Genomic DNA, 21,459 nt, shown 5'->3' on the forward strand with positions numbered 1-21,459 from the left:
GAGAGCACGATCAAGGCAACTCCGATCAAAAGGCAACTCACATGAAAAATCTTCTGAACTGTCGTCTCTGAACGAAAGTTCTTCATCGTCATCAAGCAAACCACTGACAGAATCATCCCCGTTAACAACACGTAAGCGTATCCCAACTCAAACACTCCTTATAGCCTGTAAAAATACTTCAGAGAGAGGCCGACTTATAGCGTTGATAATAGGAATCGACATTGTTGATCAATAGAAGCTCCGTATATAGATAAGCCTTCATATTGAAGTCACCAAAATCGATGTTCGTCAGGTCTTGGATCTGTTTGATGCGGTAATTCAATGTATTGGGGTGGATGAACATTTTTTCGGCTGTCTTTTTCACCTTCCCGTTATGGCCTAAGTATACTTCCAGCGTTCGCAGGAGGTTGGATTGTTTCTCCGAGTCATTCTTCATTAAAGAAAGCAGGTCTTCACTGTAATAGTCTTCTGAACTGTTTTTCTCATAAAGGGCAGCCAGATAGCGGTAAATGCCAAGCTTTGAAAATTCACGAGGCATCGTTTCCGGTCTCGGGCTGATAAAGTTTGCGGTTTCGATGACTTCGAGCGCTTCGAGAAAACTTTTTCGCATGTAATAGAGACTGGAGTACTCCTTCCCTACCCCAATCAGGAAATGATAGAACGACTCTGCAGTCAGGTCGTTTTTGACGGCGTCGATGAAATCGCGCGCTAAATCACGGGAAGAGAATCGTTCGCTCTTTCTTCCCTCCATGATCAACACCATCTGAAATTCCGAGGTGAGGTAATAAAGACGGCGGTGCTTTTTAAAGCGAAGGACCGTTTCCTGTAAGTAATCGAGCAGATTGTTGTACTTCGGTGAGGTAACCGAGAACACGACAACGGAATAGCGTTCAGGTAAATCCAATTTAGCAAGAGACGCATCATGGCGAAGCTGGCTCTCACTGCCGTATTCATGATGCAGCAGCTGCCAAAGCAGCTCTTCTTTCCGGTTTTCCTTCGCATTCACTTTTTCATATAAACGGTTGATCAGCTGCCCTAAATGAAGGGAAACTTCCTCTAGTAAAGCGAGTTCGTCTTTTTCCATCCACTGGTCGGATTCCTGAACCCACACGTACCCCACTGTATGCCCTAAGTGTTTGGCAGCGATGACGACACGTTGATGAAAGCCCAGTTCTTCAATGGGGTGCACCCTGATCGGGTCGGATGCTCGCTCCAGCTGCTGGACGATACCTTCTTTTTTCAGCCGATCAATGATGAAGACCGGGCATTTCTTAGAAAGAATCGTCTTCTGCTGGGTTTGGTCGAAATCTTCTGACATGGAACTATAGGCCACGAGCTCGAAGTTTTTATTTTCAATGATTACGGGTTTTCCAAGTTCGGTAGTAATGAGGTCGGTCGCTTTATGGATATCTTCTGTTTGGAGAATTCGTTCTTTAGCATCCATCGGAACTCTACCCTTTCCAACAAATAGAATTTTAATCCATTATAGCAGAAGACGCGCGATTAGGAACCACCCTTGAAAATGAGACTGCCTGAAATATCGAAAAACGGGTCTGTTACAAATGAGGAGGGCAGCGGGGTGGAAAATAGCTCGCTCTTCACGGCGTACGCCCATGGAAAGCGAGTTGTTTCGCCAACACCGCTTCTCAAACTTCATAAGAACAGATAGAACGTTCTCTGCAACATGAAAAAAGCTCCCCCAATTGGGAGAGCTTTTGTTTGATTAAAACATTTCGGAAATTGTTTTCGCCTGCATGTGAAGTGCAAGGTAGTCTGGTCCGCCGGCTTTGGAATCCGTTCCGGACATCTTGAACCCGCCAAATGGCTGGTATCCTACAATCGCACCTGTACAGCTGCGGTTGAAGTAAAGGTTCCCGACGTGGAAGTCTTCCTTCGCTTTTTCAAGGTGCTGACGGTTGTCAGAAATGACGGCACCTGTCAGACCGTATTCCGTATTGTTTGCGATCTCGATCGCTTCATCGAAGTTCTTCGCTTTAGTGAAGCAAACGACTGGTCCGAAGATTTCTTCCTGCTGCATGCGGGAATCCGGTGCTAGGTCAGCAAACACAGTCGGCTTGATAAAGTAGCCTGTTGAATCGTCACCTGTACCACCTGTCACAAGGCGTCCTTCTTCTTTACCGATTTCAATGTACTTCATGACTTTGTCATAGGCGCCTTGGTCTACGACTGGCCCCATGTAGACATTCTCTTCAGCAGCATTTCCTAAAGTCAGCTTCTCTGTGCGTTCCTTCACCATTTCAAGCAGCTCATCATACACATCTTCGTGCGCTACGACACGGGAGCCGGATGAACATTTTTGACCGGAGAATCCGAAAGCAGACGTGATGACGGCATCCGCTGCTGTCTCAAGGTTGGCCTGATTGTCAACGACAACCGTATCTTTACCACCCATTTCAGCAATGACCTGCTTAAGGTGCTTCTGCCCCGGCTGAATGACAGACGCACGCTGAAGAATACGCGTTCCGATATCGCGGGAACCAGTGAATGAGATCAGGCTTGTTTTCGGGTGATCGACAAGATAGTCTCCTACTTCTCCACCACTTCCCGGAACAAAGTTCAATGCACCCTTCGGAAGACCAGCTTCTTCAAGGACCTCGATGAACTTCGCAGCAACGACCGGGCTGTTACTTGCAGGCTTCATGACAACTGTACTTCCTGTTACAAGTGGAGCAACTGCTGTTCCCGCCATGATGGCGAAAGCAAGGTTCCATGGTGGAATAACGACAGCGACACCTGTTGCTGTGTACACGTAACGGTTTTGTTCACCTGGGCGGCTGTTGATTTCTTTTCCTTCGCTCAGTTCGATCATCTGGCGACCGTAATATTCAAGGAAGTCGATCGCTTCTGCTGTATCTGCATCCGCTTCTTTCCAAGGCTTTCCTACTTCATAAACGAGGTAAGCGGAGAATTCATGCTTACGACGGCGGATGATGTGTGCAGCACGGAACAGCATCTCAGAACGAGCACGCGCGCTCCATTTTCTCCATCCATCGAATGCGTCTGATGCCGCTTGAATCGCCTGCTCGGCAAGTTCAGAGTTAGCTTTCGATACCGTTCCGACGACTTGCTTCGTGTTTGCCGGGTTCGTTGATGTAATCACTGCATCGGTGCGGACACGTTCGCCATTAATCAAAAGATCATGGTGCTGCCCTAATTCTTTTTCTACCTTTTTGAGAGCTTCCTCGAATGCTTTTTTGTTTTCCTCGATTGTGAAATCTGTGAATGGTTCGTGTTTATAAGGTTGTACCATGATAATTCCTCCTTCTGATTATTTACTGAATATGCCTTTCAGCGCAAACGCTATGTTAGCTGGGCGCTCGGCGAGACGACGCATGAAATAGCCGTACCAATCCTCGCCATAAGGCAGGTACACGCGGACTTTATAACCTTCCTTCGCAAGCTCGGCCTGCGTTTCATTCCTCATGCCGTAAAGCATTTGGAATTCGAAGCGGTCATTCGGAATCTCGTAGTCACGGACGAGCTTTTTCGTGTAATCGATGATGGCATCATCGTGACTGGCGATCGCTGTGTAATGACCGTTCAATAAGTTTTTCTTAATCAAATGTTTCAAGTTATCATCAACAAGGCGCTTCTCTGGAAAAGCAACTTTACCAGATTCTTTGTAAGCCCCTTTGACGAGACGTAAATACGGATCGTATGGACTAAGGTCATCCAAATCCTGATCAGAGCGGTACAAGTACGATTGGACGACGGTTCCAAGGTTGGGATACTCTGCTTTCAGCTCTTTGTAAACCTCAAGGGTTTCGCCGCAGCGAGAAGAGTCCTCCATATCGATGGTGACCGTAATGTCGTGCCTGGCCGCTTCCTCTAAAATAATGTGCATATTCTCTAAGACGATTTCCCTGGAAATATCGAGTCCTAGAGACGTGAGCTTAAGAGATACTTCTGACTGCACTCCATGGTTTGCAATGGCTTGAATACTTAGAATGCACTGTTGCGTGCGTTCCTTTGCTTCCTCTTCAGAAGAAACAAATTCACCTAAGTGATCCACGGTTACGTGCAACCCTTCATGGTTCAGCTTTTGAATAATTGGCATAGCCTGGGAGATGGTCTCTCCCCCTACAATCTTGTCAGCCCCGAAATTGGTACCAAAACGCTTGGCTAAGCGATCCAACACTTTATTATTAGAAAGGTATAGGAAAAAGTTTTTGCTGATGGCTTCCAAGATCATCACACCCCTTTCATCAATCCTTTGTAGGAACCATGAGGGTTCTCAGGTGGATGACTTTTTTTTAATTGTTAAGAAAATTGTAACGAATGAAAGCGCTTAAATGCAACGTGCGTTACACACAAAGATCGGGCATAAGTTTTATAGTTTTAACACAATAGACAAGTTCACCCCAAATGTGTAACGGTCTCCAAGGCGACTCCTAACATTTTTTCCTTTCGTACCCAGCAGACTATGACAACTGTCATACTCATATCCTGACGTTTGTGTCTTATAACATGACAAGGGTTTCGGCTATGATAAGGATACATTGAACGTTAGTGAAGGAGTCATTAACATGAATAAAGAGAAAACCAAACAATTAAAGAAAAGTGTTGCAAACTACGCTAAACCCGATACGTCTGCCGGAGTCCGTCAGCTCGTCAATACGGTCCTGCCTCTGATCGCCCTATGGTCCCTTGCCTATATCAGCCTTTCATGGTCTGTATGGCTGACCGTTGCAATCGCTGCCATTACAGGTGGCTTCGTTGTGAGATTGTTCATCATTTTCCATGACTGCACCCACCAATCCTTTTTGAAAAGTAATAAAGCGAACCGGATCATCGGAACCATTACCGGAATACTGACGCTGTTCCCATTTGAAAAATGGAAGCGCGCGCACTCGATTCACCATGCGACAAGCGGAAACCTGGATAAGCGTGGTACAGGAGACATTTGGATCATGACCGTCGAGGAATACGCCAAAGCTCCACTGCGTACGCGCCTATTGTACCGCCTTTACCGCAACCCCGTTGTCATGTTCGGATTCGGACCTCTCTATCTATTCCTTGTCTCCAACCGCTTCAACCGAAAAGGAGCGAAAGGAAGAGAGCGTACCAACACGCACATCACGAATGTCAGCGTCGTTGTGTTGTATGCCTTGATCATTGCCCTTGTTGGATGGAAAGCCTTCTTGATCATTCAGCTTCCGATCCTTTATGTATCAGGTGTCCTTGGCATTTGGTTGTTCTATGTCCAGCACCAATTCGAGGATTCTTACTTTGAAGAGGAATCCGATTGGGACTTCGTCAAGGCAGCCGTCGATGGAAGTTCCTATTATAAGCTTCCACGTGTTCTTCAGTGGATCTCAGGAAACATCGGTTTCCACCATGTGCACCACTTGAGTCCACGTGTGCCGAACTATCACTTGGAAAAGGCTCATGAGGAAACGCCGCCGCTTAAGCATGCGACGACGATTACGTTGAAGACGAGTCTTGAATCGATCCGCTTCCGCCTCTATGACCAGAAGGCGAAGACGTTTGTTACGTTCAGAGAAGCGAAATCAAGAATTAAGAAATACCGGATTTCCCTGCCTCAGAACCGTCAGCCAAGTTTACAGGATAAGTAATTTCATGACAGCCTATCCGTATCGGATGGGCTGTTTTATCGTTATAATAGAAGTAATCGTCAAAGGAGGCTTTTGGGATGCAAAAGTGGTATCATATCATTCCTAAAAATACGGGGCTGTCCAGTTATGTCTGGATCATATTTTGTTTGCTGCCGTTTCTATTTATTTTCAGATCTTCTTCTATGTATGAGGTCGCCTTTGGCATCATCATGACGTTGATCTTTTTCCTATCCTACCGATTATCCTTCGTTTCGAACAGTGGTTGGATTTACTTATGGGTGAGCGTAGAGATGGCCATCAGCCTCGTCATGACACTGTTTTTCGGTTATGTTTATTTCGCTTTATTCATTGCGTTCTTTATCGGAAACGTCCGACACTTCGGAGGGTTTCTTTCTTTATATATTGTTCATTTAACAACGACACTGATTGCTGTGACGACGACGCTGATTACAGAAATCGAAGCGCTCTTCCCGCAGCTCCCTTTTATTATCATCACGATTATCGGCGTGATCCTTCTTCCATTCACAGTCCGGTACCGCAACCAGCAGCAGAAGCTGGAAGGGGAATTGGAAAATGCGAATGAGCGGATTTCCCAGCTGATGGTCCTTGAAGAAAGAGAGAGGATTGCGAGAGACTTACACGATACCCTTGGTCAAAAGCTGTCCATGATCGGCCTTAAAGGCGAGCTTGCTGGAAAATTGGTTTCTAAAAACCCGGACCGGGCGATAACGGAAATCGATGATATCCAGCAAACCGCACGAACTGCACTGAAGGAAGTCCGGGACATGGTCTCGAATATGAGAGGGAATAAACTCGAAGACGAACTGATCCGCGTCCAGCAGATCATCGAAGCCGCTGAGATGGAATATTCGATGGATGGGGATCCTTCGCTTAAGAATACCCCTCTTCTCGTGGAAAATGTGCTGAGCATGTGCCTGAAAGAAGCGGCGACGAATATTGTGAAGCACAGCCAGGCCACGCACTGCCACGTCTCGATTTCCCAGTATCCGACGGAAATTCTTGTCTCGATTGAAGATAACGGAACCGGAATGCCGGAGAATATCGAACCGTTCCAAGGACATGGATTACAGGGCATACGCGAACGCCTCGAGTTCGTGAACGGACACCTTACGATTGAGAGTGAAAAAGGGACGACCTTGATTCTGCACGTTCCGAACGTGATCAAACATGTAGAAAAGGAGGACTATTCATGATTCGCATTGTCATAGCCGAAGACCAGCGCATGCTGCTCGGTGCATTGGGAGCGCTGCTTGATCTAGAAGATGGAATGGAAGTCGTCGGCCAGGCCCGCAATGGTCAGGAAGCCGTCGAACTTGTGCATAAGGAGAAGCCAGACGTTTGTATCATGGACATCGAGATGCCTGTACAGGACGGGTTGGATGCAGCAGAATCCTTGAAGCACGAGCCATGTAAAATCATCATTCTAACGACATTTGCCCGCCCGGGTTATTTTGAAAGAGCCCGAAAAGCAGGCGTAAGCGGCTATTTATTGAAGGACAGCCCGAGTGAAGAGCTGGCTTCTGCCATCAAGAAGATCATGGATGGTCAGCGTATTTTCTCCCCGGAGCTGGTAGACCTGGCTTTCACACAGCCGAACCCACTCACTGAGCGCGAACGCCAAGTCGCCCGATTGATTGCAGAAGGGAAAAATACGAAGCAGATCTCGAAAGAGCTTTTCATCACGACAGGAACCGTCCGGAACTATGTATCGGTCATCCTGGATAAGTTGGAGGTCACGAACCGAATCGAAGCCATCTCCCGCCTGCAGGACGAAGGCTGGTTGTAATCCTTTCTATCCTCCTTTTTCGTGAACCGACCACCGAACCTTCCTACGTTTTTCCTATAATAAAATAGGGAATAAAAAGGGCACCAACGTAGAAAGTGAGCTGGTACGCGATGAAAAAATACAACAAGCTGGTGCGCGATAAGATTCCCGATATCATGGGGACGCTCGGTAAAACGTTCAACACCCGCACCTTGGATGAACCAGAATACGTAGAATCATTACGGAACAAACTCCAGGAAGAAGCCCGAGAATATTTGAATGCGGATAATGACCAGGATGCCTTAAAGGAAATGGCGGACATGCTGGAAGTCATGCATGCCCTTGTCCAAACGCACCATGCCACCTTTGAAGAGCTTGAGCTGATCCGCCAGCATAAGCGGAATGAACGGGGTGCGTTTAAGAAGAGGGTCTACCTAATGGATGTAGAAGAAGATAAAAATGCTTGATGAGAACGCCTTCCCCGCATCGGGCAAGGCGTTTATTCGTTTTACCTGAGGATCGGTTGTGGATTCGGACAGTGTGGCCCTCTGCGCATTACTTGGTTATTGGGACTGTGTGCACTCCTCTTGTGCCGTACCCTGTCCCATTTATCTCTTATCAGGACTACGAACACCTCCCTCGTTCCGCTCACTGTCCCATTTATCTCTTATCAGGACTACCAACACCTCCCTCGTTCCGCTCACTGTCCCATTTATCTCTTATCGGGACTATGAACACCTCCCCGGTTCCGCTCACTGTCCCATTTAACTCTTATCGGGACTACCAACACCTCCCTCGTTCCGCTCACTGTCCCATTTATCTCTTATCGGGACTATGAACACCTCCCCGGTTCCGCTCACTGTCCCATTTAACTCTTATCGGGACTACCAACACCTCCCTCGTTCCGCTCACTGTCCCATATATCTTTTATCGGGACTACCAACACCTCCCTGTACCACTCCATGTCCCAATCTAAATCTCTCACCCTTTTTCACTAAGAAAAAACGCCCTACCCTTTACCGGGCAAGGCGTCTTTACTAGATTTGAATCGTCCAATCTTCTGTATCCTCAATGTGTCCGCGTTGAATGCCTGTGATCGTGTCATAAAGCTTCTGAGAAAGCTCACCGATTTCACCGTCATTGATGTCCATCTTCTGCCCGGACCAGTTCAACTGACCGACGGGTGAGATGACCGCTGCGGTACCGGTTCCGAAGACCTCTTCAAGCTTCCCGCTCTGATGCGCTTCATAGACTTCTTCTATTGAAATCTTACGCTCTGTCACAGGAATCTCCCATTTTTTCAGAAGCTCGATGATCGACATACGCGTGATTCCCTTTAAAATACTTCCGCTCAGGGCAGGGGTCACAATTTCACCATCAATTTTGAAAAAGATGTTCATGCTTCCGACTTCTTCAATGTAGCGCTTTTCAATTCCATCCAGCCACAGAACGTCTGCCAGTCCTTCACCATAAGCTTTCGCCTGCGCTTGATAAGCGGAAGAATAGTTTCCGGCTGTTTTCGCCATGCCAGTTCCACCTTTGACCGCTCTGGTAAACTGCTGTTCGACGTTGATCTGTACAGGCTTCAGGCCGCCTTTGAAATAAGGTCCGACCGGCGCGAGAATGACCATCAGCTTGTACGACTTCGACGGAGCGACAGCAAGGCTTGGTTCTGTTGCGATGATAAATGGTCGAATGTATAAGGACGTACCTTCGAAATCAGGAACCCATTCCTGCTCCAGACGAATCAACTCGATCAAGTGGTCCATCACACTTTCCTCGTCGATTGGAGGAATGCTCAGTCGCTCACTGGACTTGTTCAATCGCTTCAAGTTTTGATCGGGTCTGAAAAGAAGGATGCGGTCATCTTCCGTCCGATACGCTTTCATTCCTTCGAACACGGTCTGTCCATAATGAAAGATCATCGCCGCAGGGTCGAGTGTCAGTGGCTCATACGGTACGATCCGCGGCTCGTGCCACCCTTTGCCTTCTTGGTAATCCATCACAAACATGTGATCTGTGAACGTTTTACCAAACGCAATGTCCTTCGATTGTGGCTTCGGCTTTTTATCTGGATTCTTCACAATAGTAATCGTTGATGAACTCATCCGCTCAAACTCCCCTTTTCACACGCTTTAACAAAGCAAAGCGTCATCGTGTTTTATATTACATTGTAAAAGGATAACCCGAAAAAGAAAAGGCTTTTGACCAAATTTTCAAAAAACATAACAAATGAATCGTTAACACGATGACAGCAAGAGCGATTCACAAGAAAACCCGAGAGACGCACTTGATTTACGTTTACGTCTCTCGGGTTCTATGGTTGTGTCACTGACTTACATCTTGAATCGTGCATACACATCATGCGGTGATACCAGAGGTTCCGATCCCTTTTGGCAGAGGTGTTTCTCCAACGACGGCACACTCAAGTTGTAAGAACCGACGTCCAAGTTCTATTTTCCTCCCGTAAACGTAACCCCTTTGATGAAGTAACGATTAAAGAAGGCGTATATGAGCAGCGACGGAATCGTCATGAGCGTCGAAGCAGCCATGATCAAGTTCCAAAAGCTGATATACTGCCCTTTGAAGGAGTTCAAGCCGAGCGTCAGTGTAAACATCTCTTCAGAAGACATGATAACGAGCGGTCTCATGAAATCATTCCAAGATGACATGAAGATGAACACAGCCTGTGCCGCTAGCGCTGGTTTCGCAAGGGGCATAACGATTTTGAAAAAGGTCCCCATCCGGCTCAGGCCGTCCATCTGTGCGGCTTCCTCAAGCTCTTTCGGGAAGTTCAGGAAGAACTGTCTCATCATAAAGATGAACGTTGCGTTGACCATACCCGGGATGATGAGGCCTTGATACGTATCGAGCCATCCGAAAGCTTTTAGAATCAAGTAACTCGGAATAAGCGTAACTTGAAACGGAATCATCAGGACGACAAGGATCAGGAAGAAACAGAATTTACGTCCGGCGAACTTGACTCTGGCAAGCGCATAGCCGGCCATCGAGTTAAAGATGATGTTCAGTCCAACCATGCAGACAGTAATGAAGATCGAGTTGAACATCCAGCGTAAAAACAGAGGCTCTCTAGAGAAAATTTCTGCATAGTTATTGAACGTGAAGTTTTCCGGAAAGAATGTGATGCCTGATACGATCTCCGATAGAGGCTTGAAGGAAGATAGAATCGCCCATAAGAACGGGATAAAGGTCACCACAGCATAGATAATCAACACGCCATACACGACGGGTTTTGTTATTGTTCTTTTCTTCATTCTTCTTCCCTCCTAGTCATGAAGTTTTTCCTCACCGAAGAATTTCTTCTGGATGATGGTGACGATCATGATGATGAAGGCCAGTACGACAGCGAGTGCTGAGGCGTAGCCCATATCAAGCGATTTGAATGCATATTGATAGATTAAGAGTACAACGGTCAAGGTCGAGTTGTTCGGTCCTCCGGAACCACCAGAGAAGATATACGACTGGTCAAACAGCTGGAAGGTTCCGATGACACCCATGACGACTACGAAAAACGTAACGGGCTTCAGAATCGGCACTGTGATGAAGATGAATTTCTGCCACCAGTTTGCGCCATCGATAGTCGCCGCTTCATAAACCGAATCAGATATGTCCTGCATGGCAGCCAGGTAGATGACCATGAAGAAAGGTGCTGTCGCCCAGATGTTCATGATCATGATCGATTTCAAGGCAATATCAGGGTCGGCCAGCCAGTTGTACGTCGGCAGGCTCAGAAACTTAAGAAAAGAGTTGATAAGTCCATCCGGGTTGTACATCCACATGAAAATGATGGTCAACACGGCAGATGACGTAACAGTCGGCAGGAAGAAAATGATACGAAACGCATTTTTCCCACGTATGTTCGAGTTCAACGCCGCCGCGAGCAGCAACGCCAAACACGTCTGCACAGGCACAACGATCAGTACATACTCTGCTGTGTTTTTCAAAGCAATCAATGCTCTGGAGTCGTCAAATGTCCTTGTATAGTTCTCAAGGCCTATGAATTCGTAACCGATTCCGCCGAGAAGCTGTACATCATTAAAGGACAAATAAAAGGCATAGAGAATCGGAATGACAACAAATACACCAATCGTAAAGATGGTCGGACTCATGAATAAGTAGCCTGATAGACCTTCTTTCCATCCTTTACTCATGTACCGCTTCGGCTTCTGTTTTTTGTTCGGTTGTTTCGACTTTTTCGACTTGTCAGGTTCATGCGACGGGGTTTCTTTTCTAGCCGGTTCCATATCGACACCTCTTTCATTCTTGATGCATCCACTAAAAGGGGCTGACCCTTATATGGATGGGGAAGGAAGGGGCTGACCCCTCCCTTATCATCCAATGACACGCTTAGTTGGCTGCTTCGATTTCTTTATTCGCTGTTTCCTGTGCTTTCTTCAAGGCTTCTTCGAGAGATTGATCGCCTAGAAGAGCACTTGTGAACTGGTTGTTGAAGTTGTTGTTGATGGTCGGAAGGTTCGGACCTGCCTGCCATGGCTGGGCATACTCGCCGCCGGCAACAAAGGCTCCGCGGATTGGATCTTCGTCGAATCCAAGCTCTTCGGCAACCGATTCACGCGTCGGAAGGGCAAGGCCTTTACTCGTCCAGATCTCCATGCCTTCTTTTCCTGTCAGGAATGAGATCAGTTCCCAGGAAGCCTCTTTCACTTCAGATTCTTTATTCATCACATAGGCAACGGTGAAGGCAGCTGTTGCTTTTTCTCCATTGACCGTAGGAAGCTCGGCTGTAGCATAGCTTAGATCCGTGAAGTTGTTCTCAAGGAATGGAACCGTCCAGTTCCCCTCGATCACCATCGCTGCTTTTTCCTGACCGAACATATCTCCACCCCAGTCTGTACCTGCATCAGATGGAAGAGCTGCGATTTTGTCCTGCTTCATGTCGACAATCGGTTGAAGGGCTTCGATCGCTTCGTCGCTTGCGAAAGCAGCTTCGTTGTTTTCTCCAACTACATCAGCACCGTAAGCCTCAAGCTTATAGAATTGACGGGCAAGCTCAGAAGAGAATCCAAGGCCGTACTGTTCAGGCGTACCGTCTCCGTCTTCGTCTACCGTCAGCTTCTCTGCATACTCTCTAAGCTCTTCCCACGTTTGTGGTGGGCCATCAAGGCCAGCCTCTTCAAATTTTTTCTCATTATAGAAAAGCGCTAGCGTCGAGAAGTCTTTCGGGAAACCGTATTGCGTACCATCGAACTTGAATGCGTTCAGCAATGGATCTTGGAAATCGTCGATCTCGAATTCATCTGTTACGTACTCATCCAGTGGCTCAAGTACGCCTGTATTGGCTAACCCTGGTGCTTCAAAGGCATCCAGATAGAACACATCCGCTGCTTCTCCACCTACTAGACGCGTCTTCGTCACATCCATGTACTGATCGGCAATGACTTCGTGTTTTACGTTAATGTTCGGGTGCGCTTCCTCAAAGGCATCCAACGTCTGCTGCAAAAGTTCTTCCTCTTCAGGAGACGCTCCCCAACCGGCAAGCTCGACGGTGACTTGATCGCCTTCAGCTCCGTCTCCCTGTCCCGATGATTCGTTACTGCAGCCTGCCATCGCGCCAACCAACATTCCTGTAACTCCAACAGCCGCCAACATTTTATTGAATTTCATCTTCATCTATCCCTTCCAAAAATTTTAAGCGTGAATTTTTGAATCTGATTGAAGCTCTATGCGTAATCCAGTTGTGTTGTTTAACACTTGCAGCTTATATTGACCTTCTTCTTTCTCCACTCTGAACGACACGGTTCCATCAGCAAGTGCCAAGTCTTGAACATCCATCTCATGCAATCCCTCGATAAAGCTTGGTGACAGCATAAGCGCTTTATCCTCATACGTCGGATACAAGCCGAGCATGGTACGAATGAAGGTTAACGGCGTCCCGGCTGCCCAAGCTTGCGGGGAGCAGGCGACGGGATACGGGACAGGCTTTCCTTCCTGATCGCTGTATCCGCAGAACAGTTCAGGCAGTCGCTCATATTCGAAGGAGTGTGAAGCTTTAATCAACCCTTCCATGACGACATTCGCCTGATCGTTTCCTTGAACATAGCCCATACCTAACAGAATCACGCTGTTGTCATGAGGCCAGACGCTTCCATCGTGGTAACTCATCGGATTGTAGCCGGCTTCACCTTCTGCCATCGTGCGAATGCCGTAGCCTGAGAACATGTTTCGCGAAACAAGCGTATCCAGCACCTTCTCTTGTTTGTCTTCCTCCATAAGACCCGCGTACAGAACGTGGCCTGGATTCGACGTGATGGTTCCGACAGGCTGTTTATGTTCATCAAGCGCAATCGCGTAATAGCTGACGTCTTCCATCCAGAAGGCTTCGTTGAACTTTTCTTTCAATACCTTGGACTGACTTCTCAGCTGATCTGCTTTTGCCACGCTTCCTGCTGCTTCGTAAAGCTCTGCCATGCCGGTTTTCGCCTGATAGACATACCCTTGGACTTCCGCCAGTGCGATTGGAGACTTCGCATAATCTCCGTTCCGGTGAACGACCGAGTCTGCTGAGTCCTTCCACCCCTGGTTGGCAATTCCTTTGCTGGATTCTTGATGATACTCGACGAATCCGTCCCCATCGCGGTCTCCGTACTTGTCGATCCACTCAAGCGCACGCTCCACGTTCGGAAGGAGTTCGTTGAATAAATCGAAGTCCTTGGAAAAACGGACGTACTCTGTAAGCAGCATGAGAAACAGTGGAGTCGCGTCGATCGTTCCGTAGTAAGGAGTGAAAGGGACTTGATTGGTGTTCGCAAGCTCTCCGTAACGGATTTCGTGCATGATTTTACCTGGTTCTTCGTCCCGCCATTCATCTTTTTTCGTCCCTTGATAGTGAGCCATCGTCCTTAACGTTCCTTTAGCGATGTCCGGGTGGAACGGAAGCATTTGAAGAGCCGCTATTAAACTATCACGACCGAACGGAACGCCGAACCACGGAAGACCTGCTACGAAGAAAGGCCCGAACCCGATATCTGTAGAGAGCGCTCTTAGATCCTGAATGCCCCGTTCCAAGAGACGATTAAGGGAAGAATGATCCGTCTTCACTTTGGTAACGCTGTCATTCCATTCCTTATAAATCTTCTCGAGCTTCTTGTAGGCATTGGCGGGAGAGACCGGTTCTTTTTTCTCATCTCCTACAAGCGGCACAATTCTTACGGTTACTTCTTTCACTTCTTCATGATCCAGGGAAAACGGAAAAGCTATGGTATTCCCTTCTGCTTCTGCGCCTGATGAAGCATCCCAGAAAACTTGTGTCTGCCTTTCAATCTCGTCTGCACCTTCATAGCCGAATGTAAGACGATCATTCTCCACTTTCGTCTCACGCTTCGTCCCTGTCGTCCCTTCTTGGAACCCACGAACGATGAACATATCCACAAAGTCCGCTTCAAGGGATAGCTCAAGGGAGAAATTCACCGGCTTAGGATAATAGCTCTTCGCCTTGATCGTTTCATAAAGGACATCGTCTGAAATGTAACGGAATCTTTCTACTTCAATCGATTCTCTCCACAGCTTGATCTCTCCGTCTTCCTCCATATGAGGGTTGGTAAGCAGCATGGAAGATTCATAGGTTCCATCCGCCTCTGACTTCAATAGGATCAAGTCCTCGCCGTTAATGGTGAGAGACATTTCGCTTAAGAACCTGGTGTCCTGCTTATACAGTCCAAGTCCATAGGGATGATCCAGCGGAATGTCCCCGTTTTTGTCTGTCAGTAAAAATAGCTGATTGTCTTTTAATACACGGTAATCCATCGTTTCACTCCTCCATCCAAAACGTTTCGGTTTTGTTTCAAAAATAGAACCGAAACGTTTCGGTTTTCCTGCAAAAAAAATTATTATTGTTTTATTTCTTTTGTTGTATTACGTATTTTCAGTTCGTTCTCTATTAAGCGTACGCGCTCCTCAGATGTCTGATGAAGGATGGAAAGAAGCAGGTCTGCTGCTGAATACCCCATTCGGAACAAATCCTGTGCCACCGTGGTAAGCGCTGGGGTCACATAAGAAGCGAGTGTGATGTCATCATAGCCTGTAACGGACAACTGATCCGGAACTTTTCTTCCTAGCTGTTCAGCTGCGCGGACAACTCCGAGTGCCATCAGATCACTGGCACAAACGACCGCTGTCACTTCCGGGTAAGCGGTCAGAAGCTTCAAGCCCATTTCCTGCGCTTTGCTCTCACTGTACTCCCCGTTCACAATCCATTCACTGCGAATTGGGAGATCCGCTTCGAGCATTCCGAGTTCGAACCCTTTCAGCCTTTCTTTACTTACGAAAGCCTGTCCATGACCGTTCATCATCGCAATATTCTCATGTCCAAGCTCGGCTAAGTGCCGCACGGCTTTCATGGACCCGTCTACATTATCTGTTGTGACATAGCCGGCGGTTTCACTTTCTACAGGCACATCAATGAGGACACATGGAATGTTACTATCGAAGATCTCCAGCAGATAAGGGTCATCATTCTTGATCCCCTGCACAATCACGCCTTCGACCCGACGTTCCCGGCAAAGCTGTGCATACGTCTTTTCCTTTTGCTTCGAGGTGGTTGTATTGAAAAGAACGATGTCATAATCGTGTGCCCCGCAGAATTCATTGATACCGGTCAGCACGTCGAATACGATGTTGTCCTTCGCCCCTTCTCTTGTAAGACCTGATACAAGAAGACCGATCGTTTTCGTCTTATTCATCACGAGGCTTCTTGCCAGAGAGTTCGGGCTGTATTCAATTTCTTTCGCGATTTCTTCAATACGTTGTCTTGTCTTTGCGTTGACATCGGAATATCCGTTCAAGGCTCTGGAAACCGTTGTAACAGAAACTCCGGCAAGCTTTGCGATATCTTTAATCGTTGCCATAGTGATCCCTTTCCAAAACGTTTTGGATGATTAACTTGTTTTGAATTATACACAGACTGAAAGCGTTTCACAACCCCTTTTCCAGAAAAATAAGATTGCACACACCTTTTAACCTAACATTCAGACATCTTATTCATATTTTAAAACAAATTCCGTATATCAATCTAGTAAGCTCCTCTATCATTCAATATGTGCCCGGTCAAAATAAAACATTTTTTAGGAGTGGATGAAACATGAACTATGTAAAACCATCTGTTGAAATTCAGGAAGCACAAACGGTAAACGAGGCTATCACTTGGACGGTTGTTGCGCTTAGCGCCATTATCGCTGCTGGCGGATATGCTGCATGGTGCACATACAACGGTGCTGACTTCGTAGGTGCTGTAGACATCGACGACAAATCCGTACAAATCGGCTGCTCTTACTAAGCTGACCACCTATACTTAGATTTTTGCCCCATTGACCGGGCAATTCTTAATGAAAGGTCGTGAGGATCGATGCTGTCGATTCACAATGTACATAAATCATTTGGCGATCATAACGTTCTGAACGGTGTTTCTCTCTCTGTAAAAAAGGGAGAGATTTTTGGTTTACTAGGACCGAACGGATCAGGTAAGACGACACTTCTGAACTTGCTGATGGAAGACCTTCCTTATGAGAGTGGAACGATCATGATGCTGGATGAAAGCGACCACTCCAACTTGACCATCAAGGAAAAGATCGGGATGGTGCCGGATTCGGACGAGCGAATTGAAGATTTAACAGGCCTTGAGCTTTTACAATTCATTCGTTCTGTAAGAGGCCTTCCTAAACAAGAGACAAACCGCCAAATCAATGAGTGGCTCAAGCTGTTTGATATATGGGAGGACCGTCATCGGCTCCTTCAACATTACTCACACGGAATGATGAAAAAAATCCAGATCATTGCAGGGCTGCTTCACAAGCCGGAGTTCTTGATCATTGACGAGCCGACCAATGGTCTCGATCCTGACATGATCAACATGGTCAGACACTTGTTGAAAACGTTGCAAAGTCGAGGGATTACCATTCTACTGACGACCCATTACCTCCATTTCGCCGAAACAGTTTGTGACAGGGTCTGTTTTATCCGGCAAGGGGAAATCATTCAACATGAAACTAAGGTAGGGGACTTATTAAAACGTACGCATGCCTCACACTTAAATGAAGCATACACGGTCGTTACAGACTTTGGAGAAGAAAGGATGAAGATTGATGCCATCATGGAAGATTGGTAAATTGATTTTCACACAGTGGAAACATAGAGCAGGCACGGCTTTCAAAGAGATGCCACTTCTCGGCCTAATCCCTTTCATAATCCTGGGAAGTCTTGCTGTGGTCTGGTTCAATATGTATCAATTCATTGACCGCCAATTATTCAGCGAACAAGCTCTTCTGGATCAGCAGTATATGCCTGCTTATGTTGAGAATTATGCCAACGTTACCTATGTCGTAATCACCGTTAGTTTTTTGACATTGTGGCAGTGGGGCATCAAGGGTCAGAGCTCCTACAAGCTTTTTCAGGGGCTTCCTGTCCGTCATTTCTCATGGGCGATCGGGCAGGCACTGCCTCTGATCACCATCATGTTCCCGCTCTCTTTCCTTGCTTTCACTCCGATGCTTTTTGTTTTATTGAATCAGCTGTCCTTCACGGGAATGGAGCAGATGCTTGTGGTCATTAGTTTTATAGCGATAGGAGTTGCTGCTCTTTTTACCGGTTTGTTCTGGCAGAAAGCTATCCAGGGACTTACGATCTGGATCAGCGGGACGGAAAGCCGCTTCGTTCATGGTATTCTGTTCCTTTCTTCTACTGTTTTCATCACGCTCATCGGTTATCTATTATTCAGCCGATACCCTGAAGCGATTGCGCCTGTCACTCCTGGTTTCCTGTTGTCTCACGTCGTATTAAACCTTCAGGACGGTGCATGGATGTGGGTCCCCTATATGGGAGCTCTTATCACCAGCCCGGTTCTATTTCTATTTGGGGCATTTACTGTCTTTCAATTGAATCAAACAAGGAGAGATGAACCCCAAGGTAAAGTGTTTTTCAGAAAATTGGATGGACCAAACCACCGTTTCATGTCAATGATTCTAGTAGACTTCAAGCGCTTAAACCGAGATGGTGAGACCCTTTTTTATACGCTGATCAGTCTCTCTTTATTCTTCTTTGGTGGCCTTGGACTCAGATGGTTCGAACTGACTCTGTACCTGCCGATTTATGAGCAGATTTGTATGTATGGACTGCCATTTATCATAGCCTTATATCCTTTGAGTGCTCGTAGTAAAGACCATTCTCTGAAGCGGTTGATTGATGCCAGCGGAACACGCCCCCTTTCCTACGTAATGAGTAAATTGGTCATCTATGCGGGATTCTTTCCCCTGCTGACTATCGGCCTTTATGTTGTGTTGACAGGCGTTGCAGCATCCACATTCACAGGGAATTCCTATGATGTCTGGATGCTTTCCATGGTCACGTTCTTAACAGCCTATACGATCGGCTCTTTCCTTCCGGCCCCGGAAAAGTCATTGAGCACGAAACTGACCAAGATCGCTTCGTTTTATTTCAGCATGTCGATTGTAATTTTGTTATACGACTATGTAGGTTCACAAATATACGTTTCAATCAAAGGGAGTATTTACTTTACGTGCATTCTTGGACTGCTTTGGATCAAAGAGAGAAAGGAGAAGCAATATGATTAGGCCTGAATCGATTCCCCATTGGCCAAAAGGTGTGCAACTGCGGGAGAAAGACATTACCGATCATTCCCTCAAAGCCAAGCATGAAATCACAGAAATCAGTGGTGAGCTGCTTCGACACGTCGATGGAAAACGTTCAATCCAAACGATTGTATCTGAGTGTGCCACTAAGCATGGATGGCCTGAAGAGCACGTGCTGTCTGATTTTCTCGAGCTCATATCGAACCTAAACCACCATTACCTCATCAATATTCAAACGCCCTTTCACTGGACTACTTTTTTCAAAGACCGTTTGATTGCTTTGTTCGTTCTTCTTCGAACATTACAAGGTCCGAAATGGGAAACGAAGGAGCGGAAAACAGCGTCTCACCAATCCCAGTGGGCGTCTTTATGGCAGATGATCAGGGTGGTCACGATGGTCTACGGAGCTTATGCTATAGGAATTGCATTTGTAACGGGAATTCTATCCTTCCTCTTACCTGTCGGAGGTCTTCACATCCCCCTTTTGACCGCGGGATCCTTTTTAACAGGAATGATCGTCCATGAATATTTGCATGTATGGACTTTTCAAAAGATGACTTCTCGACAGTTCGAGGTCATCATAGCCATCAGACGAAAAGCTGTTCAAATTGTACGACCGCGGGCTGACCGTAAAACCGAATTCTGGACTTCATTATCAGGTCCCGGTATTCCCGTACTGACTGCTTTCATTCTCATCCCACTGCTGTTCATCGTTCCAGCGGGTGAGCTCCAATTCGCCATAGGATGCATGGCTGCAACTCAAATTGTTCATTTACTTTCCTTAATGCCCTTTGCGGAAGACGGGAAGCGCATTATAGAATCGATCAAACCCACTCCATTACCTATCGAAAGGAAGAAAAGTGTATGATCAAAAGTTTTCTCGTAGGTTCACTTCTATTATTCATTTCCACCGTTGTGATTCTCTTAGGACTCGGTGTGTATTCAGACATCCAGGATTTCAGTTCATACAATTGGTCTTTTTTCGGAATCACAGTTTTCCGTTATGAATCCTTACAACCAGATGGTCATCTCCTGAACTTCGGAGTCGGAATCATCGCGATTGCACTCATCGGAGGGGCAACAAACGCAGGGCTGCGGAGCTTATTTACCAGAATGGAGAGCCGTACATGAATCTTAAAAGGCTCCTTATCACGTTGTCCACAGCCCTCCTTTTGATTGTCGTCACATTCTGGATTGTAAAAAGTGAACCAATGACAGCCACGGAATTAAGTGAAGCGGGCATCGCTTTCGGAGACCCCGAAGCTCCGAACACGGTCATTGAATTCTCAAATTTCGAATGTCCTTACTGTAAACAACAGCACGATACTCTTGCTCCCACTCTCAAAGAACTCATTGACACGGGCAAGGTTCACTACGTATTTAAGCCTGTCACAATTGAATACTATGAAAAAGCGTCTGTGATAGAGAATCGCCTAAAAATTTCTGGAGAAGAAAAACTAGACTGGGAAGCGCTCGATTACTTATTCGCCAACCAGACTGATTGGAAGAAAGAAGGGAAGAACAGCCTTATTGAACGATTAGAGGCACACACTCCATCCGATGGGACTCTCCTCCCTGTTGAAGAGTTGAACGGGGAAGCAGAATCGCTCGGGTTGGAAAGTGTCCCTACCTTGATCATAAATGGGAATAAGGTAGAGAAACTTCTGTCAGAAGAGGAGCTATTGCATGAGCTCGACTAAACTGCCTCTCATTCTATCGATTTGCGGCGTTTTGATCAGTGCCTACTTAAGCTGGCACTCTCTCTTCGAATTCCAGCAGGTGGGCTGTCCGATTGGAGGAAGTGGTTGTGAGGAAGTCAACAGAAGCTCCTATAGTAAAATCTTCGGGATTCCCGTCTCATGGATCGGGCTTGCCGGTTACAGCTTATTGACAGTGGGTCATGGATTCACCCGTTTTTCACCGAGGCTAAGAAGGATTACTGTGCAGTTGATGACCACCATTGCCCTGGTGTTCAGTCTTTATTTGATGAGTATCAGCTTCTTTGTTATTAAAGAGCTTTGCATTTGGTGTGTCGCCTCTGCTCTTATTATTTGTACGCTTTCCGTTTTAGAAGTGAAGACTCTCAGTCGTCACCGCAAACAGAGAACCAACTATGTCAGCAGGACTCAAACCGTTAACGATTTGTAGCACACGCCTCATGAAGAATCTCTCTTTTAAAATTTTGAAATGTACACTAGTTGATTTATTAATCTTTTAAGCAAAGGAAATGTTGTCGATATATGCTAGATAGAATATTCAAATGCTGGGTGTTCGCAAAGGGAATCGCTTAGACCCTTATTTTTGCTAGCTTCTGGAACCACTGTTATCGCAAAGTGGGGTGGAAAATGGCGAGACTCCCTCCGGAAACGTTGATACACCAGGGGTTCGAAGCGTTATTTATCGTTTTTAAATTTTTTTAATACCAATCCTTTACTCGCATCTCCCTTTTATTCAA

The 21,459-nt window shown here is 46.5% G+C and carries 20 protein-coding genes; 11 read left to right on the forward strand and 9 right to left on the reverse strand.

Translation table 11 applies throughout. The features are described 5' to 3' along the window. Positions 1-178: 178 nt before the first annotated feature. The 3 genes from LCM20_RS12040 to LCM20_RS12050 all read right to left on the reverse strand — a co-directional run bounded on the left by LCM20_RS12040 (position 179) and on the right by LCM20_RS12050 (position 4,207). Positions 179-1,444: a PucR family transcriptional regulator gene (locus LCM20_RS12040; RefSeq protein ID WP_225195705.1), complete on the reverse strand. Its 1,266-nt coding sequence runs from the start codon at positions 1,442-1,444 to the stop codon at positions 179-181. Between the two features lie 279 nt (positions 1,445-1,723). Beyond that, on the reverse strand, positions 1,724-3,271 hold the full coding sequence (pruA, locus tag LCM20_RS12045) for an L-glutamate gamma-semialdehyde dehydrogenase (RefSeq protein ID WP_225195706.1): 1,548 nt from the start codon (positions 3,269-3,271) through the stop codon (positions 1,724-1,726). Between the two features lie 18 nt (positions 3,272-3,289). Then, complete coding sequence (locus LCM20_RS12050) at positions 3,290-4,207, reverse strand: proline dehydrogenase (RefSeq protein ID WP_318247311.1); 918 nt, start codon at positions 4,205-4,207, stop codon at positions 3,290-3,292. A gap of 340 nt (positions 4,208-4,547) precedes the next feature. On the opposite strand from LCM20_RS12050, the gene LCM20_RS12055 reads away from it, so the two are divergent. The 4 genes from LCM20_RS12055 (at position 4,548) to LCM20_RS12070 (ending at position 7,850) form a co-directional block, all read left to right on the forward strand. Further along, entirely contained in the window at positions 4,548-5,597 is a 1,050-nt protein-coding gene (locus LCM20_RS12055; protein ID WP_225195708.1) for a fatty acid desaturase, read from the forward strand. A 77-nt stretch (positions 5,598-5,674) separates the two neighbouring features. Then, complete coding sequence (locus tag LCM20_RS12060; protein WP_225195709.1) at positions 5,675-6,811, forward strand: sensor histidine kinase; 1,137 nt, start codon at positions 5,675-5,677, stop codon at positions 6,809-6,811. Next, positions 6,808-7,404, forward strand: coding sequence for a response regulator transcription factor (locus LCM20_RS12065; RefSeq protein WP_225195710.1), 597 nt, complete (start codon positions 6,808-6,810; stop codon positions 7,402-7,404). Before LCM20_RS12060 ends, LCM20_RS12065 begins: the two co-directional genes overlap by 4 nt. 110 nt (positions 7,405-7,514) lie before the next feature. Then, complete coding sequence (locus LCM20_RS12070; protein ID WP_225195711.1) at positions 7,515-7,850, forward strand: nucleoside triphosphate pyrophosphohydrolase; 336 nt, start codon at positions 7,515-7,517, stop codon at positions 7,848-7,850. A gap of 570 nt (positions 7,851-8,420) precedes the next feature. On the opposite strand, the gene LCM20_RS12075 is transcribed toward LCM20_RS12070, so the two are convergent. The 6 genes from LCM20_RS12075 to LCM20_RS12100 all read right to left on the reverse strand — a co-directional run bounded on the left by LCM20_RS12075 (position 8,421) and on the right by LCM20_RS12100 (position 16,268). Beyond that, positions 8,421-9,491 carry a branched-chain amino acid aminotransferase gene (locus LCM20_RS12075; RefSeq protein ID WP_225195712.1) on the reverse strand — a complete coding sequence of 357 codons (1,071 nt, stop codon included), beginning with the start codon at positions 9,489-9,491 and terminating at the stop codon, positions 8,421-8,423. Between the two features lie 345 nt (positions 9,492-9,836). Beyond that, on the reverse strand, positions 9,837-10,658 hold the full coding sequence (locus LCM20_RS12080; RefSeq protein ID WP_225195713.1) for a carbohydrate ABC transporter permease: 822 nt from the start codon (positions 10,656-10,658) through the stop codon (positions 9,837-9,839). Positions 10,659-10,670: 12 nt separating this feature from the next. After that, positions 10,671-11,555, reverse strand: coding sequence for a carbohydrate ABC transporter permease (locus LCM20_RS12085; RefSeq protein WP_225195741.1), 885 nt, complete (start codon positions 11,553-11,555; stop codon positions 10,671-10,673). A gap of 196 nt (positions 11,556-11,751) precedes the next feature. Next, complete coding sequence (locus LCM20_RS12090; protein ID WP_225195714.1) at positions 11,752-13,029, reverse strand: ABC transporter substrate-binding protein; 1,278 nt, start codon at positions 13,027-13,029, stop codon at positions 11,752-11,754. Positions 13,030-13,053: 24 nt separating this feature from the next. After that, entirely contained in the window at positions 13,054-15,168 is a 2,115-nt protein-coding gene (locus LCM20_RS12095; protein ID WP_225195715.1) for an amylo-alpha-1,6-glucosidase, read from the reverse strand. Between the two features lie 83 nt (positions 15,169-15,251). Further along, positions 15,252-16,268 carry a LacI family DNA-binding transcriptional regulator gene (locus tag LCM20_RS12100; RefSeq protein ID WP_225195716.1) on the reverse strand — a complete coding sequence of 339 codons (1,017 nt, stop codon included), beginning with the start codon at positions 16,266-16,268 and terminating at the stop codon, positions 15,252-15,254. 233 nt (positions 16,269-16,501) lie between these two features. Here LCM20_RS12100 and LCM20_RS12105 point away from each other — a divergent pair, with 233 nt between their 5' ends. The 7 genes from LCM20_RS12105 (at position 16,502) to LCM20_RS12135 (ending at position 21,152) form a co-directional block, all read left to right on the forward strand. After that, on the forward strand, positions 16,502-16,696 hold the full coding sequence (locus LCM20_RS12105; RefSeq protein WP_225195717.1) for a hypothetical protein: 195 nt from the start codon (positions 16,502-16,504) through the stop codon (positions 16,694-16,696). Between the two features lie 69 nt (positions 16,697-16,765). After that, positions 16,766-17,524 carry an ABC transporter ATP-binding protein gene (locus tag LCM20_RS12110; protein ID WP_225195718.1) on the forward strand — a complete coding sequence of 253 codons (759 nt, stop codon included), beginning with the start codon at positions 16,766-16,768 and terminating at the stop codon, positions 17,522-17,524. Continuing rightward, positions 17,502-18,986, forward strand: a complete 1,485-nt coding sequence (locus LCM20_RS12115) for a hypothetical protein (RefSeq protein ID WP_225195719.1) — start codon at positions 17,502-17,504, stop codon at positions 18,984-18,986. Before LCM20_RS12110 ends, LCM20_RS12115 begins: the two co-directional genes overlap by 23 nt. Then, positions 18,979-19,872, forward strand: a complete 894-nt coding sequence (locus tag LCM20_RS12120; RefSeq protein WP_225195720.1) for a hypothetical protein — start codon at positions 18,979-18,981, stop codon at positions 19,870-19,872. Before LCM20_RS12115 ends, LCM20_RS12120 begins: the two co-directional genes overlap by 8 nt. After that, the gene (locus tag LCM20_RS12125) at positions 19,869-20,135 is read left to right on the forward strand and encodes a hypothetical protein (RefSeq protein ID WP_225195721.1); all 267 of its coding nucleotides are present in this window, start codon (positions 19,869-19,871) and stop codon (positions 20,133-20,135) included. Before LCM20_RS12120 ends, LCM20_RS12125 begins: the two co-directional genes overlap by 4 nt. Next, the gene (locus tag LCM20_RS12130; protein ID WP_225195722.1) at positions 20,132-20,704 is read left to right on the forward strand and encodes a thioredoxin domain-containing protein; all 573 of its coding nucleotides are present in this window, start codon (positions 20,132-20,134) and stop codon (positions 20,702-20,704) included. The genes LCM20_RS12125 and LCM20_RS12130 overlap by 4 nt, the downstream gene beginning before the upstream one ends. Beyond that, positions 20,691-21,152: a vitamin K epoxide reductase family protein gene (locus LCM20_RS12135; RefSeq protein ID WP_225195723.1), complete on the forward strand. Its 462-nt coding sequence runs from the start codon at positions 20,691-20,693 to the stop codon at positions 21,150-21,152. Before LCM20_RS12130 ends, LCM20_RS12135 begins: the two co-directional genes overlap by 14 nt. The last annotated feature ends 307 nt before the right edge of the window (positions 21,153-21,459 follow it).

The sequence above is a fragment of the Halobacillus litoralis genome (genome assembly GCF_020171725.1).
Taxonomy (GTDB): domain Bacteria; phylum Bacillota; class Bacilli; order Bacillales; family Halobacillaceae; genus Halobacillus; species Halobacillus litoralis_F.